The following is a 19480-nucleotide window of genomic DNA, read 5'->3' on the forward strand; positions in this document are numbered from 1 at the left end:
CCATGCTTTAACTTTGACGGATATCTAGAATAATATTTAAGCATTTATATTAAAGATTTAGCTAATCTAACCCTTAAGTGAAGAATATATTAGACTTGCTGTTGATAAAAGGAGACGAGATAACGATGCGAGCACTACTTGATTTATTTATAACTTTCGCCAAAATTGGCGCGATAACCTTCGGCGGCGGTTACGCCATGCTACCGATTTTACAACGAGAAGTCGTCGAAAAGAAACAATGGGTAACGAATGAAGACGTCATGGATTACTACGCTATTGGTCAAACGACACCAGGCATTATTGCGATCAATACGGCAACGTTTATCGGTCAAAAAACGAAAGGGACGCTTGGAGGTGTTATGGCAACGCTGGGGGTCGTATTTCCGTCACTCATTATAATTAGCGTGATCGCTTACTTTTTAAATACGATCAGTGAGTCTGAGCTTTTACGTTCAGCTTTTAGCGGCATAAGAGTAAGTGTCTATATTTTAATTTTACAAGCCGTATTAAAACTATGGAAAACAGCCGTGATGGATAAAGTGGGTTTAATGATTTTTACAGTTGTCTTTTCACTCGCCGTGTTAACGTCTTATTCTCCGGTCTACTTTGTCATCTTTGCTGGTGTTCTCGGTGTGATGAGTTTCCGCTTGTTAAATAAGGCGGTGAAATAATGTTACTGACGTTATACATTGAATTTTTTAAAACCGGTCTTTTTGCGGTGGGTGGGGGTCTCGCGACATTACCGTTTCTTTATGACTTATCTGACCGCTACGGCTGGTTTAGTTATGAGCAGCTCGCTGATATGATTGCCATTTCTGAATCCACGCCAGGAGCGATTGGGGTTAATATGGCGACGTATGCGGGATTTTCTACTGCCGGTGTACCTGGTGCGATTATTGCGACACTTGGTCTTGTAAGCCCGTCCATTATTATCATTATTATTCTCGCTCATGTACTCGAGCGCTTTAAGCAATCCACACTCGTTCAAGGGGCGTTTTACGGGTTAAGACCCGCTTCAACCGCTCTCATTGCGGCCGCTGGTTTTAATTTTATGTATCATGATCTTATAAATACCTCGGTGTATAGCGGACTACAATCACTGATGGACGTCATTAACATCAAAGCGTTGATTTTCAGTGTAGTGTTATACGTCATCATGCAGCATCGTTTATTTAAACATTTGCACCCGGTCGTCTTTATTGCTTTTAGTGCATTGATTGGGATTCTTTTTTCATTTTAATCACACACAAACACGTATTCTTTTTCTCTGGAATAAGTGTTTTTTCTTTCTCTATATTTTTGATCAAAACACTTTGATTAAAGCCCAGACAAAGTAAAAATTCGTTCTAAAGTCGCTTTTATACATCTCTCTTTCAGGGAAAAGTATATTATACTAAGCGTTTAAACAGAAAGGATGATCTTAATGATGAAGCGGTTGTTATTTATCTTACTAGCCAGTCTTTTTGTGATTTTTTCCTGTAGTGCCGATGACACACCTGATGATGATGTAGCAGAAGATCAAGATCCACCGGTAGAAACACCAATCGATGATCAGACAGCTGTAACGGATGATGATACAGATGACCTACCAGATTTACCCGTAACAAAGACCGAAACAATGATGATTGAAGGCATGGAAGAGGAGATGACACTTAACCTTCTTCAAGATGAAGAGGCTGATTTCTCCGTCTATATCCCCAACGATATGCAAGGGGGATTTAATGACGGCGACTTAAATGTCTATGCAAATTTCGGTGGAACATTAAATGAAGACGCAAGATTTTTTATTTACGAGGAATCAGAAGCAGAGGTTTTAACTACACTTAAGGGAAAAGGATTTTCAACAGAAGCGACAGACACAATGGCCTTTAACTTTACCGATACCGAACAAGCACTCGTAAAAGACGGCTTCGTTGGTCGTATCGGTAAGTTTACACACAACGATGATGATTATACCATCGGTTATTACTATCCATCAGAATTTGGAGATGGCTTTAGTGCCCGATTACCACTTATAGTAGATTCACTTGTATGGCATGATTGAGAATAGACAATAAAAATGGGGGACGCTTTTTAGCAACTCCTATTTTTATTGTCTATCATTGTAAATAATGGTAATATCAATTATAATGACACGTTATCTTAATAACACCAGTTTTAATCTTCAAAACTATGACCACATCTTGGTTTATTGTTTATTTGTGTTAGGTTCAGAAAATCTACTCTATGGTATTTACCAAACCCCAGTGCCTATCTATAATCGTGAAGATAAGGAAGAAAAGTTGACAGATCATAAGGTTGATTGGAAGAATATTAAAATCCAATGGCCTTCGTTTGTCATGCTTGGTCTTTATTGCGTGACTTTTTTCGTCTTTGACTTTGTCCCTCATATATTGACCGCGATGATGTATTATATTATAGGTGTGTTTATCTTTATCAATTCTCTAAGATCAGTTCAAGTGTAAAAGTAGCTTATGAACCTTTAAAGATTTAAGTAATCATCTTTACATTCATGACGATATGTAGAAAGGACTTGATTTATGAAAAAACTCACGAATAACGCCTGGTTTTACCTCGTCTTAGGATACTTAGTCTTATTCTCTAGAAAGATTTTTATACCAGAAAGCCACCCTTGGTATCATGGCTACCCTGCTTTAATTTTAATCATTAATATTAGCACGATGATTTTATCATTCCCAATATTTTATCTATCCATTAAGATGGCCAAAGAGAAAGCTAAAACGAATCCACTCCCTTACAAGCTTAAAAAGGGACTATTTTATCTCTTTCTCTTCCTTTTTTTCAGCCTTATATTAAACCTACTTCTAATCTTAGTTTTAAGCTAACAAGACCAGCTGTTTGCTTTTGAGGTAGGCGAGTGATAAATAATGATACATTATCACAGACAAAAAACGTTCCTCCCATTTAGGAGAAACGTTTTATTTTTTAGCATCCACTTTTTTTAGTGTGAGAAGAAAGAGCTCTTTACACTTCAATACAATCATATCCAAATTATTCATTCACTTGTTTTTTTTATATTGATCAATCACACCATAGATCACAACACCTAACATACTTGAGATAAACACAAGCCTATTACCAATTGACATATCTCCGAATATAATCAAAACGACCTGCGCTAGACCATAAAAAAGTTGGGCATAAAGCAAGCGCCTAACAGAAGCGGGCCCACCAAGATCAGTGACACTTTCCTTGTCTTTATCTATCAGAATATAGATGAAATAGACGAGTAAACTGATGTAATAGAAAAGGGCGAGTGGTTCAATGGCTAATCGATTAATGTCAAGATTAAGTGGCGTTAATAGACTGATGACAACGGTCATAGCTGTAACCATCAATGCAAGATATATATTTCTCTGTCCATTTTTATTTAAACGGACATTAACCAACAACATCAAAATAACGAGCATCAGATAGACACTGCTTTCGGTTGTATAGGTTAGGTAGCCCGAAAGTCCAATCAAACTTAAGAGATCAATCACTGAAAGAGGCTTTCCGGTAATCTGATTGATTGCCCGCATTAGTAGAATCATCAGAAAGATCAGCCCTAAACTGATATGGAAGGGGAAGGGGAAGAGTAATTGTAGAATCATATAAATCCCTACCGCCACAAAAGCGGCGTACTCACGCCGACAATCAATTTCTCTGACTAATGCCCAGGAGAGAAATAAACTTCCAGCTGCCACAGCACTTTGCGCTATATCTGTTGTTAATATGTAACAAATAATGCCATAGATGAGCGACAAACTTAAAATGATTTGATTCGTTCGATAAGTGAGGCTCACTTTTCTTCCTAAGGTAAACATCACGGACCCACTCCTTTCGATTATTTATCTTCTATGTTCATGAATCCTTTTAACCAAAGAGAATGAAAGCGACGCATCTAGATTGAGCCGTCGCTTATGGTTTTATCTTTTAGCTTTAGTCACGTTCAACAAGCATAGAAATCCCAATACCCCCGCCAACACAAAGACCAGCAATACCGGTTTTTGCTTCACGTTTCGTTAATTCATGCAGCAGGGTGACTAAAATACGGGCACCACTGGCACCAATCGGATGACCTAAAGCAATCGCGCCACCGTTAACGTTTACACGCTCAGAATCAATCCCTAAGTCTCTAACGACTGGAATACTTTGCGCGGCAAACGCTTCGTTCAATTCAAATAAATCAACGGTATTTAAATCAATTTTGGCTTTCTCAGCTAACTTTTTCGTTGAGTAATACGGGGTATAGCCCATGAATTGTGGATCCATTCCAATTTCAGCATCCGCTTTAATTTCAGCTAAGTAAGGAATGCCTAAAGCTTGTGCTTTTTGTTTACTCATTAAGACCAAGCTTGCGGCGCCGTCATTAATACCAGACGCATTACCTGCTGTTACGGTGCCGTTTTCTTTAAACGGCGTTTTTAGTTTGGCTAAATCGTCATGCGTCACTTGTGGACGCGGGTACTCATCTTGTGTAACGTGCATCACTTCGCCAGCATCATTCTTCACAGTAACGGGGACAATTTCATCATCAAAACGACCACTTCTTTGGGCTTGTTTTGCTTTCATCTGTGAAGAGAGAGCAAACGCGTCTTGTTCTTCTCGGGTAACATGATATTTTTCGGCGACATTTTCAGCGGTAATGCCCATATGGACCGAACTAAAGGCATCAGTTAAACCGTCATGAATCATCACGTCGATAGGTTTTTTACCTTCGGTTGTTTTATCCCAGCGATACTGATGAATCAGATGGGGGGTCATACTCATATTTTCTGTTCCACCGACGACAACGATATCCGCTTCACCGAGTTGAATTTGTTGTTTACCTAAAATCACAGACTTTAAACCTGACCCGCATACTTCGTTAATCGTCATCGCAGGAACTTCATAGGGAATACCCGCATCAATCGCAATTTGCCGGGCAACGTTTTGACCCGTTCCTGCTTGTAAGACGTTACCAAAAATCACGGTATCGACCTGATCAGGCGTTAAATTAGCGCGTGTTAACGCTTCTTTTACCGTAATGGTACCAAGTGTACGTGCTGAGGTAGCTTTAAAGCTGCCACCGAACTTACCAATCGGGGTTCTAACGGCACTGACAATGACGACGTCATTCATCAATCATCACTTCCTTATTAATAATTTAGTCATACTAAATGACAAACTAAAGAGGAATTTGCTATAGTAGGACTACATTAGTATAACAAATTGTGAAATTAATCTACATGATTTTGATCAAAAAATGTTATAGTAGGTATTGGGGATTGGTGTTAAATCAAACACCACGATATGAAAAACAACGAATAGAGAAGAAAAGAGGGTGTAAAACATATGAATATAGGGATTGATAAAATTGGTTTCTTTGTCCCGCATCTGTATGTGGAAACAAAAGATTTAGCTGTTAAGCGCGGGGTAGAACCAGAAAAATTCACGATTGGGATTGGCCAAGAAAAAATGGCCGTCGCACCAGCATCTCAAGATGCGGTGACACTTGCGGCCAATGCAGCTTTGTCTATCTTAACAGAAGAAGATAAACAAGCGATTGATTACGTTATTTTCGCGACGGAATCAGGTATTGATCATTCTAAAGCTGCTTCAACATATGTTCATGATTTATTAGGTTTACCATCTTATACACGTGCAGTTGAAATGAAACAAGCATGCTACAGCGCAACCGCAGGGCTTCAAGCCGCGCGTGGACATATTGCACTGAATCCTAACAGTAAAGTACTCGTTCTTGCAAGTGATATTTCTCGTTACGGATTAAACACCGCCGGTGAAATCACGCAAGGTGCCGGAGCTGTTGCCTTTGTTGTCGCAAAAGATCCGAAGATTCTTTCTATCGAACCAACCAGTGTCTATAAGACAGAAGAAGCGATGGACTTTTGGCGTCCGCTTTATTCTGAGACGGCTTTTGTGCAAGGGAAATTCTCAGTGGATCAATATATTAACTTTTTCTTAGACTTATTAGCGCGTTATAACGAGAAAACAAACCGCTCATTAAAAGACTTTGATGCGTTACTGTTCCACTTACCGTATACAAAAATGGGCTTAAAGGCACTGAGAAAGTCTGTTGAAGCGGTAGAGTCAACAGACCAAGAGCGTTTACTGAGTGGTTTTGATATTAGTAAATATTACAACGCAATTGTTGGGAACATTTACACCGGTTCTCTTTACTTATCGCTTGTGTCACTCCTTGAAAATAGTCAAACATTAGAAGCAGGTAACCGGATTGGTCTCTTTAGCTACGGGTCGGGTTCTGTAGGAGAATTCTTTACCGGTGTTTTAGTACCTGGTTATGAACAATATTTAAATACTATCCACCATACAGCGATGTTAAAGAACCGAACGGCACTTACCGTTGATGAATATGAACAAATTTTTGAAGAAAAACTCCCAGTCGGAGAAAAAGATTACACGGTTGATACAACAAATGACCCCGCACCTTTTGTCTTTACGGGTGTGACGGAACACATGCGTCAATATAAACGTCAAGCGTAATATTTAAAGTCCAGAGGTCAGTCCTCTGGACTTTTTGTCTTTCAAGGCGTAAATCATCATACATTTTAGCGCGAAAAGGAAAAAGCGTCCCCCTTTGTAGTGCCTATATTCACTTACGCATATAACTTTAAAATTTGGTTAGTCTCTGTTAGTCTTTTAAACAGAGGAGGCGGTTGTATGAAAGCAGTTCAAGTAAATGGTTATGGTGATGTTGATCAATTAGAAGTCGTTGAAAGACCGATACCAGCTCCAAAAAAAGGTGACGTCTTAATTAAAGTAAAAGCCTGTGCCATCAACAACACGGAAATCTGGATGCGCGAAGGGGCGTATGGTGCCGGAGAGAAATCTGGCTGGCGACCCGAAGGTGTCACTTTCCCGCGGATTCCAGGTTCAGATATTACCGGTGAAGTGGTGGAAACAGGTGAGGGCGTCGATCAATCAATTTTAGGTAAAGCGGTTGTTTTATTCCCGTTTACTTCAAGCGGCGAAGCGGGACTGGAACATATTTCAGATGATATGTCCTTTATCGGTTCAGAATATGATGGGGGTTATGCCGAATATGTTGTTTGGCCGCCGGAACTTTGTTTTGACATGCCACTACCAGACTTTACTGAAAGTGCGGTCTTTAGTGTCAGCGGTCTAACAGCTTGGCACATGGTGGAACAAATCCAACCGAACAAAGAGGAGACAATTCTCGTCACGGGCGCTAATGGGGGCGTTGGTTCACTGAATGTTCAAATTGCTGCGAACGTACACGGGGCAAAGGTCATCGCCCTTGTTGGTGATTTAGCACTTACTGATCAATTAAAAGCGCTCGGTGCAACTCACGTGTTATCGTATAAATCAGACAGCTTAGTTGATGACATTTTAGCTGTCAACGGAGGACCTGTTGACTCCGTACTTGATGTTGTCGGTGATGCTTTATTTGAAACGTCACTAACTGTCTTAAAGAAAGGCGGGAAGTTTTGTATTTCCGGCTCAAGTGGGGGACAGATGACTCAACTTGATTTCAGAACGCTCTACCTTAAACACATCACAGCATATGGTTCCGTCCTTGGCACGGTAGCTGAGTTTAAGCAATTACTTCAAGCGGTAGCAAAAGGACAAGTAAAACCCGTCATTGACCGCAGCTTTGATTTAAAAGATGCCAGGGATGCTCAACTTTATTTTAAGGAAAAAGGCAAGCTCGGAAAAGTGGTCTTAATCCCGTAACAATTAATTAAAAAGCGCACAACTACTCATTGACTGAGTAGCGGTGCGCTTTTGATTGTTATGGACGTTGCTTCGTTAATGAGACAGATCGAATTAGCGTCAGCTCTTTCGATTCCAACTTTTCAATCGTCGCCTTACTTATGTCTTCTTTAATAAGATAGCTCGTCTGTGAACCAGTAAAGAATAGAAGGGGTCTAATAACTCTTAGTCAATGTGAGCAAAGTCAATCGCATGTTCCTCCGTAACTCCAAGGTTGGTCTTTCGTCATGACTGATTTCGGTACTCTTCAAGTAAGGCTTCCGCTTGCGTTAAGTTCATTGGCTGCGACCGTCTTAACTTACGACTAATGACATCAATCTCAACACCAACCGCGCCAGCCGTCATCGCCAGAGATTTTGCTTGCAGGGCCATATGTCCGCGCTGAATGCCGTCTGTGACAAGGGCACGCAAAGCAGAGAAGTTTTGCGCGAGACCAACTGCACAGACAATACCCGCTAATGTCTTGGCATCAGGGTCACCTAAAATATGTTGAGTGAACTGTGCCCCTGGATGAATCGAAATCGAGCCACCAACAGTCCCAATCGCAAGTGGAATCGTAAGAGTTCCTACTAGGTACCCGTGTTCATCAACATAGTACTTCGATAACGAGCGGTATTGACCTGACTGACTCGCATAGGCGTGAATTCCGGCAGATGTCGCCCGGGTATCGTTACCGGTCGCGAGTACCGCAGCCTCAACCCCGTTCATGATCCCTTTGTTATGGGTGACAGCCCGGTAAGGATCGACACTTGCAATTTGTGACGCTTCCACAATCCTGTCACGTACTTCGGTGCCTTCTAAACCGCTACGTGATAGGAGGGAGGGGGCTAACCGAAATGAAGCGGTCACAAGGGCTTCGGTCGCATAGTTTGATAAAATCCCCATTAAGGCATTGCCACCAGTAATAATCTCGAGCGCATCTTTAATCGCTTCCGCCATCGTATTGACAATATTTGCGCCCATCGCTTCTTTTGTATCTACATATAAATGTACAACAAAAAATTCTGGTGTATGTTCTTCTGGATTACTTTCAATGATTCGTACGTCTATGTCTTTCACACCACCACCACGCTTCACAATCGATGGGTGAGCGGCATGAGCACGTTCCACTAAGTCATCATAATGTTCTAAGACTTTTTCTTTCATCGCTTCACTGTCTTCAACATTCTTTAGAATGACCTGACCAATCATCCACCGTTTTTCTTGTGTTGTCGTAAATCCACCACCCGCACGCACAGTTTTAGCACCAAAACTTGCAGCGGCGATAACAGACGGTTCTTCTGTTGCCATTGGCACTAAATAGTCTTTGCCGTTAATTAAAAAGTTCATACCTAATCCTAAAGGCAATTGATAGGTACCAACGACGTTTTCGACCATGTGATTACTCACACCTTCAGGAAGAGAAAAAGACTGTTTAAAGTTACTGATATGCTCATGTTCAATAAAGCCAGCACTCATTAAGCTTTGAATACGTTCATTAATCGATTTTTTATAAAATTTATCTAAAGGTGATGACATTTAAAAATACCTCCCTATATATTTAAAATCTAACTGGATTATATCACAATTTTAATACTATTACTGACGATACTCTGATTGATGCTGTGGTGAGTCTATTTTATATAAAAATCTATAAAAGCACTTTTATATTCAGTCATTTCTAAGCTATTAATATCACGATAATACTTGCTATTAAAGCATTCACATAACACGTTACATAATAAAGAGTGTACCTAAAAAAAGAAAAAACATAAATAGCATTGACAACTTGTTGTAACAATTGTTATCATGTTGTTGTAACAAGTTTAATCATTGTTATAACAAATATTCACAAAAAGAGTTAGAAAACCATTTTCTTTACAAAAGAAGCAGTATACTAAGTCTTTTAAAAATCTTTATAAAAAAGGAGGAGGTATTATGTACTTTCTAGGTGTTGATGGTGGTGGCACAAAAACTCAAGCTATTGTTGTTAACAAAGAAGGCGTTGTTTTAGGTGAGGGGAAATCTGGACCAGCAAATCATCAGTTATGTGGTATGGATTGTGCCCTTTCAGAAATTGAAACCGCTATCAACTCAGCTCTTAGCTCAGCTCACCTCGAAAAATCTGACATTTCATTTGTCCAATATGGATTAGCAGGCGCCGATCGGGCTGAAGATTTTAGAATTATTAGAGGTGCGTTAGAAACATTACCATTTAAAAAATGGGATGTCGTTTGCGATACTTTAGAAGGCTTGAGGCTCGGTAGCGATAACCATACAGGCGTTGTTTTAGTTTGCGGCACCGGTACAAATGCTGCTGGTAGGAATATTCATGGATTGGAGGTTCAAACGGGCGGGTTTGGTTACCTTTATGGGGATAGTTCAGGTGGAACACACATCTCAGAAGATGCATTTAGACGAATGATTCGATCGTATGAAAAGAGAGAACAAGAAACAGTATTGACCAAACACATTCCTGAATATCTCGGTTTTAATTCCGTTGAAGCCCTGTTAGATCATTACTTAGATAATAACATCTCAGATATACCAGCAAGTTTAGCTGAAATCGTTCATCAAGCTGCAAATTCAGGGGACCAAGTTGCCCGCAATATCTTAAGCGATTCTGGTCATGAACTTGGCTTAGCAGCATTATCCGTTATAAAACGATTAAATCTACAAGGTCAACCAAAGAACAAGATCCCTATTGTATTAGTAGGGAGTATATTACAAAAAGGAAGAAATCCGTTTTTAATGAATAGTTTGAAAAGTACAATTGAAAAAGATGTTCAGCATTATGAATTAATCATCCCAACTTTAGATCCTGTATACGGTGCTGTCATGTTGGCGATGGACCAATGCAATATTGATATTACCTCTTCAAAAATTGAAGAAAAATTAAGAATGGGAGCGATTTAATGAAAAAAAAAGACCTGAAAATTGTTGTCATTGGTGGGGGTTCATCATATACACCTGAATTAATAGAGGGATTAATTCAGGCTTATCCCATGCTACCAGTAAAAGATCTTTACTTAGTTGACATAGAGGAAGGAGGAGAAAAGTTAGAAATAATCGGAAATTTAGCTAAGCGCATGATTAAGAAATATGATATTCCTATCAATGTCCACCTCACCTATGATCGTCGCATAGCTATTAAGGATGCTGATTTTATTACAACCCAGATAAGAGTTGGCATGCTTGAAGCAAGAAGTAAAGACGAAATGATTCCACTGCGATACAACTGTATAGGACAAGAAACAACCGGAGCGGGTGGGTTCGCTAAAGCTCTTAGAACTGTGCCTGTGATATTAGATATATGTAAAGATATAGAAGAGTTAGCTCCAGAAGCTTTTCTATTAAACTTCACTAACCCAGCAGGTATTGTCACAGAAGCTGTAATTAAGTATACCAATGTAAAAACAATCGGCTTATGTAATCTTCCAATTGGCACCAAAATGCAGGTCGCAGATTGGTATGATGTCGAATTAAAAGATGTTCAACTAGAAATGGTAGGTATCAATCATTTAAACTGGACCACTAAGATTATGGTGAAAAAAACAAATGTAACAACCGATATTTTAAATAATTCTAGAGAAAGTGAATTACAAGTTAGAAATATTCCCAATCTAGAATGGGATAGAGCTTTCCTGAAATCACTTAAAGCCCTTCCTTGCGCTTATCATCGCTATTATTATATGAAAGATAAAATGCTGGAAGACCAAAAAAAGAAAGTCGCTATTGATGGAAATCGAGCTAAAGTGGTTATGGAGGTGGAAAAGTCTCTTTTTGAGAAATATAAAGATCCTGAATTGCAAGATAAACCAAAGGAATTAGAAAATCGAGGTGGCGCTTATTACTCAGAAGCAGCTATTCAATTAATTACATCAATATATTGTAATAAAGGAGATACACACATTGTTAATGTTAAAAATAACGGTATAATTCCTTTCTTACCCTCTGATGTATCTGTTGAAGTAAATTGCATGATCGATTCGAATGGGGCTCACCCTATTCAAATTAGTACACCGATTGAGCCACATATAAAAGGCTTAATGCAAGTTGTAAAAGCTTATGAGGAACTTACTGTTAAATCGGCTGCCGAGGGAAACTATGAGGCCGGATTACAGGCGTTAACGATACATCCACTGGTTGGTGATGTTACTAAGGCCAAACAAATATTTAAAGATATACTGTATGAGAACGCAAATTTTTTACCCCAATTCCATTAATAATAAAGAAATGAGAACGACTAATGTACTAAGAAATTTAAAAGTAGTAAATGACATCAAAATTATATCTATGATTAGTAAAGCATAAAAGTAAATTCAGTGTTTTTTCTTTATATAATTCGCCCGCTTTTTAATGTAAAAGCGGTAACAAAAAATATGAGGTGATTAAAATGAAAAAAAATTTATATTTATTCATAACTTTAGTACTCACGTTTTTCTTAACAGCATGCAACAATGGGCAAGAAAGCAGTGGGAGTTCATCCGTTAATCAAGATGATTCCCCTGAAAAAGTGGAGCTTACGTTTTGGGCATTCGGTAGTACGGGTTACGATGAATTAATTGAGGAATATGAGAGCATGAACGAGCATGTAGCTATTACTTTACAAAATGCAGCTCTTGCAGATCATCACGATAGTTTATTTACAACGATATCAGCCGGAAGCGGCGCTCCAGATATCACAATGATTGAATTAGGCTTTATTGAACAGTACAAAGAAGTTCCAGATCGATTTTATAATTTATTTGACTTTGGTGCAAAAGATATTAAAGATAGCTTTTTAGATTGGAAGTGGGATGTCGGAGAGATAGTAGACGAAGACTACTTAATTGGGCTCCCAACAGATATTGGTCCAACTGCTATGGTTTATCGGACTGATGTTTTTGAAGAAGCAGGATTACCTTCTGATCCAGAACAAGCGGCTAAACTCTTCGAAACATGGGAGGACTTTAGAAAACAGGCAAAAATAATTACTGAAAGTACTGGAAAACCAGTTACTGACAGTGTTACACAATTATATAATGCTCTTCGTGACCAAGCACCGGAGCAATACTTCAATACTGATAACGAATTAATTATTGAAAGTTCACCTTATATTAAAGAAGCCTATGACTACACAGTGACTTTAGTAGCAGATGGCGTAGTAGGAGATATTGCAGCGTGGACACCAGAATGGGGGACAGCAATGGATGAAGGTAGCTTCGCAACACTGCTTGCACCGTCATGGATGCTAGGTGTTGTTAAAGGGAATGCACCTGATGCATCAGGTATGTGGTCAATTATGACTTTGCCCGAAGGAGCAGGTAATTGGGGCGGCTCATATTTGGCAATTCCTAGCCAAAGCGAACATCCCGAAGAAGCCTATAAATTCATGGAATGGTTAACATCAAGTGAAAATCAATTGAAATCATTCGAGAGTATGGGATTATTCCCCTCAACACCCGAAACATATGAGCAACCCGGATTTTTAGAGTATAGCGATGAGTACTTTGGCGGTATAAATACGGCAGAAATTTATGCTGAGGCTGCCGAGCAAGTTAAAAGTGTCTACCTTGGACCTAATCATTCTATTGCGAATAATGAAATTATTGTAGCATTAGATAACGTTCTTAATGAAGGAGGAGATCCTGAAAAAGAATGGGAAGATGCCATTAAAAGAATGAAGGCTCAATTAGATAGACAATAAATTAACGTAAATAAACCATATGGGGTTAGCGACACTCATGTTAACCTCATATGGGTAAATAAGGAGTTTTAAACATGAAGCGCATTAAGTCAATTAAAGAAAAGAAAAAAGACTCCCTGTACGGCTATGCCTTTATTTCACCATTTTTCATTTTATTTTCAATCTTTGGTTTATTTCCAATTATATTTAGCTTTTACCTTTCATTTCAAAGATGGAATGGCCTTGGAGAAATGGAGTTTGTTGGTTTGCGAAATTTCGAACTTGTATTAGCAGACCCCTTTTTTTGGAAGGCAATGTATAATACATTTGTCATTGCATTAATGAGTACCTTACCACAATTAATTATCGCATTTTTATTGGCTTTTGCACTAAACTCAACCTATGTAAAAATGAAGGGGTTTTTCAGAGTTTCCTTCTTTTTACCTAATGTTACGTCGATTGTAGCAGTAGCCGTTGTTTTTGGTACTTTGTTTACTAACTCATCTACAGGGTTAGTCAATAGTTTCATCGGGCTTTTTGGATTTGAACCAGTGAATTGGGGAACATCTGAATGGGGGGTCAAGTGGGCTATATCTGCCATGATTTTTTGGCGTTGGGTAGGTTACAATACCATTATTTATTTAGCTGGACTTCAAAGTATATCTCAAGACTTATACGAAGCAGCTAAAATTGATGGTGCTTCTGTACGCCAACAAATTATGCATATTACTATACCTATGATGAAGCCAGTGATTATTTTCACCGTATTTATCTCAACTATAGGCTCTTTGCAGTTATTCACAGAACCTCTTGTATTTATAGGTACTACATTACGAGAAGAAGGTGTAACAGTTGTACTATATCTGTATCGAGAGGCGTTTTCAAACAATGCTTTTGGAACAGCTTCAGCTACTGCAGTCATCTTATTCTTTGTTATTATTGTAATGTCAGTTACAAATCTTTTAATTGCAAATCGACTTGGCAATTCCAGAAAGAAGGTGAGTTAGTATGAAAAATACAAAAGATTTGATATATAAAACTATTTTATACGCACTTTTAATGGGGGGGGCACTGATTGCTTTATTCCCTTTTTATTGGATGTTCATAATCTCGACTAATCCAAATCATGTTGTTAACTCGGTTCCACCTGCATTTCTTCCAGGAAATATGCTAGTAGATAATTTTAAAAATGTTTTAGCTAACATAGATTTCTTTGGTGCTTTATGGAATTCTATAATTGTATCAACATCCATTACATTAGCGACCTTATTATTTTGCTCTCTAGCTGGTTATGCTTTTGCTAAACTTGAATTTAAAGGTAAAAAGATTTTATTCATCGCCATATTAACGACCATGATGATCCCGCCACAGTTAGGGTTAATACCGTCTTATGTTATTATTACAAAATTGGGATGGTTAAATGAACTTAAAGCAGTTATTGTTCCTGGGATGGTTAGTGCTTTCGGTATATTTTGGATGAGGCAATACATTAAAGAGGCCATTCCAAACGAATTAATTGAAGCTGGTAAAATGGATGGCTGTTCTCAAATACGAATCTATTTTCAAATCGTTATTCCCTTAATCCTTCCAGCATTTGCAACATTGGGGATTATAACTTATATGGGGGTTTGGAATGATTTCCTTTGGCCTTTAATTGTGCTTAAAGATCAGTCTGTTCATACACTTCAAATTGCTATACGTTCATTGAATGACACCTACGTAAGAGATTATGGAATGATTATGTCTGGTACTTTTTGGGCAACCGTACCTCTAGTTTTAATCTTTTTAATTTTTAATAAATTTTTTATTGATAGTATAGTTAAAGGGGCTGTCAAAAATTAAACTAATCATTTTTAACTCAGCTAATAACCCTTTTCTCAAAATACTCGTTGATGACTATTATAGTTTAACGCCAGTTTTTCAAAAAATTTAAAAAGCACATCAGAACAAGCTGTTTCTTTTTAATAACTGATTTAGTACAATTATGATAGAGTAGATAGTTAAATCAATCCTATCTAGATTGAGAGGCAGTTTGGAGGAAAGTAATCATGCTAGAGAAAAAAAGCAAATTATTATATCACAACATCAAAAGAAACATTATCGAAAATATAGATTCTGGGAAATATATCCCCGGAGATAAATTACCGACTGAGCAGGCATTGTGTGAGATGCATAAGGTCAGTAGGACTACCGTGAGAATTGCTCTACAACAACTAGTAGCTGAGGGGTATATCTATAAAGAGCAAGGTAAGGGGACCTTTGTATCAACACCAAAAGTACAACAATCACTTACAGCCGCTCATAAAAAGTTTACAGATCAAATGGCTGAGCAAGGCTATGTAGCAAGAACAAAAGTCATTGAGTTAAGCGTTATTGAGGCAACAGAGAAACTTTCTAAGAAATTAGATTTAAAGTATAAAGATCCCGTTAATCGTCTCGTAAGAGTTCGCTATGCGGACCAAGAGCCGCTTCAATATGAAATAGCCTTTATACCTTGGAAACATGCACCTGGACTAATTAATGAAAAATCTGCGTGCGAGCAGTCTTTATTTAAGGTGTTAGAAGAGAAGTACAAACTAGTTATTCATCGGTCAATAGAAAAAATAGAGCCTGTTTTAATAAATGAGCACGTGAGTGATATTCTGGACGTTGAGGTTGGCTCCCCAGTTTTATCATTAGAAACAACAACCTATGATATTACTCAACAGCCCATTGAATATTGTGAAAGTATTTTTAGAGGTGACCGCTCAAAATTCACGATTGAACGCTTATATAAAAAAATTGAAAAGAGTGATATTGGTGAATCTAATCAATAATAGGTTATTAGATGCAGTAACAAAATTCTTTTTTCTTAATATGACCTGGATTTTATTTTGCCTACCAATAATTACAGTACCCGCCTCAACAACAGCAACATTTGCAATGGCAAGGGAATGGAGAACAGGACAAAGCGATTCTTTCTCCATTCCCGTTTTTTTTAACTATTTTACACACTTTTTCAAAAAAAGTATGTTACTTAGCTATAGTTGGTTAATTACCATAATTATATTATCTTTCTACTTTTATTTCTTTCTAGAAAATCAAATAACGATTCTTTTACCATTAATAATTACCCTGTTAATTTCATATTTTTTAGCTTCTATATATTTAATCCCGGTTCTAGTTCACTATAAAACTAAAGGTATAAACATCATTAAATTTTCAATCATTTTTGGTTACAGTCAGTTAGGAACAACTTTAAAATCAGCAATGATCTTATTAGCTTCTCTTATAATTGTTAACAGTTATCCTATGATGATGTTAATAAGTGGAAGTATAACAATTCAATTAATTTACAATAATTGCCATTACTCTTTTGAAAAAGTAGAGAACAGAGTTATAAAGAATAACTATTGAACCAACTACATGCATAATTCTAACCCTGTTTTCCCGCAAGCAAAATGTGGATTTATCCGTGACATCCCTAGAAATTAACGCGGCTTGACATCGAGCCTCTTCGAGCATGGTTCTTTCGTCAGAAAACGAGCTGAGTACATGTCAGCTCTTCCATACGGAGCTATCATGCCTGATGCTCGATGTAAAGCCTAATCCCCTAAAGTAATGGTTAATAGCTAGGCAAACAGCGGTACAATTGTATGGTATTTTAAGATTATTTGTATCTGTAATTAATTCAACTGATAAAAAGTCATCTATACATACTGATGCAGTGATTATTACACTTGAAAATGTAGGCATGATAGTCATATGGCTAGGCATTATAACGATGATTGTCGGTGTGATTGTAGCGCTTGAACAAGAAAAAATAGTTAGAATGCTCGCATATCATAGTGTAAGTCAAATGGGATATGTAATAATGGGGATAGGTGTAGCAGCTTATCTTGGCTTTGAAGGGGCTATGGGATTTGCAGGTGCTTTATATCATATGATTAACCACGGATTATTTAAAGCTTTACTATTTATGGTTGCAGCAGCTGTATTTTTCAAAACAAAAGAAAAAAACATGTACCGATTAGGTGGGCTTTATAAACAAATGCCTTTCACTGCAGCCGTTGGATTAATTGCTGTACTAGGCATTACCGGTATGCCATTCTTTAATGGTTTTGCTAGTAAATCTATACTACATCATGCAATTATTGAGTCTTATGAATACGGTCATCCAGTTTTCCGTTATGCAGAATATATGTTTACTTTAGTCAGTGCAGGAACAGCTGCATCATTTATAAAGTTGTACTCTAAAGTTTTCTTAGGTTACTCAAACGATAAATATAGACACGTTAAAGAAACTTACGGTTTCGGTACTTTAGCAATGGCTATCTTAGCATTCTTTATTATTATTGGTATATTTCCAAATGTATTAATGGATTTATTTATTATTCCAGCAGCTCATCAATTGAGTTATGATAACTATTTTATTAATAATTATTTAGGTGACATGACATTCTTTAATGTAGTTGATTTAAGTGGAATGATTACCGTATATGGACTAGGTTTATTAATCTATTGGGTTGGAATGAAATACAACTTGTTTCACTTACACTTACCAAAACAATTTGATCCAGAGAGTGACTTTTATACTCCAATATATGAAAAGTCCGGACAATCTATCAAGCGAGCGCTTGATATGATCGAGCAGTTCATCTCAAATTCTGATGTTTTTATCTATGGGACTATGCTTTTAGTAATCATTACACTCTTGTTAAACTATGTCTAAAAGGGCAGTTGAATTTTAACTTCCAAATCAAAATATATAAGAGGGATTATCTAGCTAATAGTCTTAGTTAAGTTTTTATATTTATAGATCATTAATAGTAAAAGTCTACATTCAAACTATTTTATCTAAAATAAAAATATTCGATATCTCATGCTAGTTAGTAGCCGAAATACTAGTGTGAGATATTAATAACTATTCATACTAAATTACATAAATGAATGTGTGGGTTATATAAGAGGATTATAAATAGAGACTAACTTTATTTATAATTTTAATCTAGTTTACATAATATATATTATAGGAAGTCACATTAAAAAGAATGCCTCTTATCTCATAAACAAAGTATACTTGAGATAGAGAGACAGAATGAAAAATCTTTATTTAAGACGCGCGTTAAAATCTTTCATTTTACGTAATCAATTAATATGTTACTCAGTCTTGTTTAATAAATACAAATGTTTCATCTGATGAATGTTCTTTACTAAAGCTAAAGTTCAGTCGATCAAATCCTTTAATAGCGTCAACAGCAGTCATTTGGTGTTCAGCCATAAATCTGACCATTTCACCACGCGCCATCTTGACTAATGTGCCTTTTTCTTTAACTTTATCATTATTTAATTCGCCAAATACGCACGTTATAATACGAGCTGACTCGTTATACTTCGTAATTGTTTGACTATATTCTTTAGATGCTAAATTAATGATCGTATCTGTCTCACTAAATAACTGTTTTGCTAATTGATCAGACCAAAAATGATACACTGATTTATATGTATCGTCATGCAGTTTTGCTTGCATTTCAAGCCGATATGGCGTCACGCCGTCAAATGGCCTTAAAACACCATAAAACCCCGACAGAATCCTCAAATGCTCTTGTAAGTAATCGAATTGTTGCTGCTCAAACACACCTGGCCCCATATGTTGATATTGAATACCTTCATACGATAAAATCGCCGGTGTTAGATTTGATTCTAAATCCATATGTTGAATGCGTTCATAATTTTCTGTCGATATTTTATCACTAGCTTTCCAGATCTTTTTTAACTCATCATAACTAAGTGTTTGTAAATGCGCTAACAATTCTTTCGTTTGTTCAAGAAATTGCGGAAATTGTTCATACGTAAATGCATCAGTATCAATTTTCATTTTCTTTGCTGGTGAAATAATTATACGCATACTACTCCCCCTCCCCTTTTTTGAAACTTTTATTTTGGAATCATTCAATTCAACACAGCTCTAAAACAAGACGAGCATGTATCGTGCATAATTAACTGTTTTGGAATCATTCAATTCAACACAGCTCTAAAACACTTGAAAAAAATCAGAAGGATTACCAAAAGTTTTGGAATCATTCAATTCAACAC

17 protein-coding genes and 1 CRISPR repeat array (1 of these 18 cut by a window edge) are annotated in these 19480 nt (G+C 37.3%); of the genes, 13 read left to right on the forward strand and 4 right to left on the reverse strand.

Annotation, left to right across the window (positions count from 1 at the left end; genetic code table 11):
* Positions 1–125 precede the first annotated feature (125 nt).
* The 3 genes from BM163_RS03080 to BM163_RS03090 all read left to right on the forward strand — a co-directional run bounded on the left by BM163_RS03080 (position 126) and on the right by BM163_RS03090 (position 2044).
* A complete protein-coding gene (locus BM163_RS03080) occupies positions 126–671 on the forward strand; it encodes a chromate transporter (protein WP_089800115.1) in 546 nt (181 codons plus the stop codon).
* Positions 671–1240 (forward strand): chromate transporter, encoded by a 570-nt coding sequence (locus BM163_RS03085; RefSeq protein ID WP_229675481.1) that lies wholly within the window; start codon positions 671–673, stop codon positions 1238–1240. Before BM163_RS03080 ends, BM163_RS03085 begins: the two co-directional genes overlap by 1 nt.
* Positions 1241–1426: 186 nt before the next feature.
* Positions 1427–2044, forward strand: a complete 618-nt coding sequence (locus BM163_RS03090; protein ID WP_143088172.1) for a hypothetical protein — start codon at positions 1427–1429, stop codon at positions 2042–2044.
* A 976-nt stretch (positions 2045–3020) separates the two neighbouring features.
* Here the strand turns inward: BM163_RS03090 and BM163_RS03100 are convergent.
* Positions 3021–3827, reverse strand: coding sequence for a hypothetical protein (locus tag BM163_RS03100; protein ID WP_089800123.1), 807 nt, complete (start codon positions 3825–3827; stop codon positions 3021–3023).
* Positions 3828–3942: 115 nt separating this feature from the next.
* Positions 3943–5124 (reverse strand): acetyl-CoA C-acetyltransferase, encoded by a 1182-nt coding sequence (locus BM163_RS03105; RefSeq protein WP_089800125.1) that lies wholly within the window; start codon positions 5122–5124, stop codon positions 3943–3945.
* Between the two features lie 213 nt (positions 5125–5337).
* On the opposite strand from BM163_RS03105, the gene BM163_RS03110 reads away from it, so the two are divergent.
* Entirely contained in the window at positions 5338–6507 is a 1170-nt protein-coding gene (locus tag BM163_RS03110; RefSeq protein WP_089800127.1) for a hydroxymethylglutaryl-CoA synthase, read from the forward strand.
* Positions 6508–6684: 177 nt separating this feature from the next.
* A complete protein-coding gene (locus BM163_RS03115) occupies positions 6685–7719 on the forward strand; it encodes a zinc-binding dehydrogenase (protein ID WP_089800129.1) in 1035 nt (344 codons plus the stop codon).
* A gap of 264 nt (positions 7720–7983) precedes the next feature.
* Here BM163_RS03115 and BM163_RS03120 read toward each other — a convergent pair whose 3' ends face one another.
* A complete protein-coding gene (locus BM163_RS03120) occupies positions 7984–9276 on the reverse strand; it encodes a hydroxymethylglutaryl-CoA reductase, degradative (RefSeq protein ID WP_089800131.1) in 1293 nt (430 codons plus the stop codon).
* Between the two features lie 399 nt (positions 9277–9675).
* Here BM163_RS03120 and BM163_RS03125 point away from each other — a divergent pair, with 399 nt between their 5' ends.
* From BM163_RS03125 to BM163_RS03160, 8 genes are all read left to right on the forward strand, one after another.
* The gene (locus BM163_RS03125; protein WP_229675482.1) at positions 9676–10653 is read left to right on the forward strand and encodes an N-acetylglucosamine kinase; all 978 of its coding nucleotides are present in this window, start codon (positions 9676–9678) and stop codon (positions 10651–10653) included.
* Entirely contained in the window at positions 10653–11963 is a 1311-nt protein-coding gene (locus BM163_RS03130; RefSeq protein ID WP_089800135.1) for a 6-phospho-beta-glucosidase, read from the forward strand. Before BM163_RS03125 ends, BM163_RS03130 begins: the two co-directional genes overlap by 1 nt.
* Positions 11964–12133: 170 nt before the next feature.
* Complete coding sequence (locus tag BM163_RS03135; RefSeq protein ID WP_089800137.1) at positions 12134–13426, forward strand: ABC transporter substrate-binding protein; 1293 nt, start codon at positions 12134–12136, stop codon at positions 13424–13426.
* 74 nt (positions 13427–13500) lie between these two features.
* On the forward strand, positions 13501–14412 hold the full coding sequence (locus tag BM163_RS03140) for a carbohydrate ABC transporter permease (RefSeq protein WP_089800139.1): 912 nt from the start codon (positions 13501–13503) through the stop codon (positions 14410–14412).
* 1 nt (position 14413) lies between these two features.
* Positions 14414–15247: a carbohydrate ABC transporter permease gene (locus BM163_RS03145; protein WP_089800141.1), complete on the forward strand. Its 834-nt coding sequence runs from the start codon at positions 14414–14416 to the stop codon at positions 15245–15247.
* 206 nt (positions 15248–15453) lie between these two features.
* Positions 15454–16221 (forward strand): GntR family transcriptional regulator, encoded by a 768-nt coding sequence (locus BM163_RS03150; RefSeq protein WP_089800143.1) that lies wholly within the window; start codon positions 15454–15456, stop codon positions 16219–16221.
* Positions 16205–16801, forward strand: coding sequence for a YesL family protein (locus tag BM163_RS14175; RefSeq protein WP_170243635.1), 597 nt, complete (start codon positions 16205–16207; stop codon positions 16799–16801). Before BM163_RS03150 ends, BM163_RS14175 begins: the two co-directional genes overlap by 17 nt.
* A 310-nt stretch (positions 16802–17111) precedes the next feature.
* A complete protein-coding gene (locus BM163_RS03160) occupies positions 17112–18116 on the forward strand; it encodes a proton-conducting transporter transmembrane domain-containing protein (protein WP_258390156.1) in 1005 nt (334 codons plus the stop codon).
* Positions 18117–18548: 432 nt separating this feature from the next.
* Here BM163_RS03160 and yaaA read toward each other — a convergent pair whose 3' ends face one another.
* Positions 18549–19292, reverse strand: coding sequence for a peroxide stress protein YaaA (yaaA, locus tag BM163_RS03165; RefSeq protein ID WP_089800150.1), 744 nt, complete (start codon positions 19290–19292; stop codon positions 18549–18551).
* 31 nt (positions 19293–19323) lie between these two features.
* Positions 19324–19480: direct repeats of the CRISPR family, unit length 36 nt; unit sequence GTTTTGGAATCATTCAATTCAACACAGCTCTAAAAC (it continues 341 nt past the right edge of the window).

Origin of the sequence: Halolactibacillus alkaliphilus, assembly GCF_900115465.1 — a bacterium.
Lineage (GTDB): Bacteria > Bacillota > Bacilli > Bacillales > Amphibacillaceae > Halolactibacillus > Halolactibacillus alkaliphilus.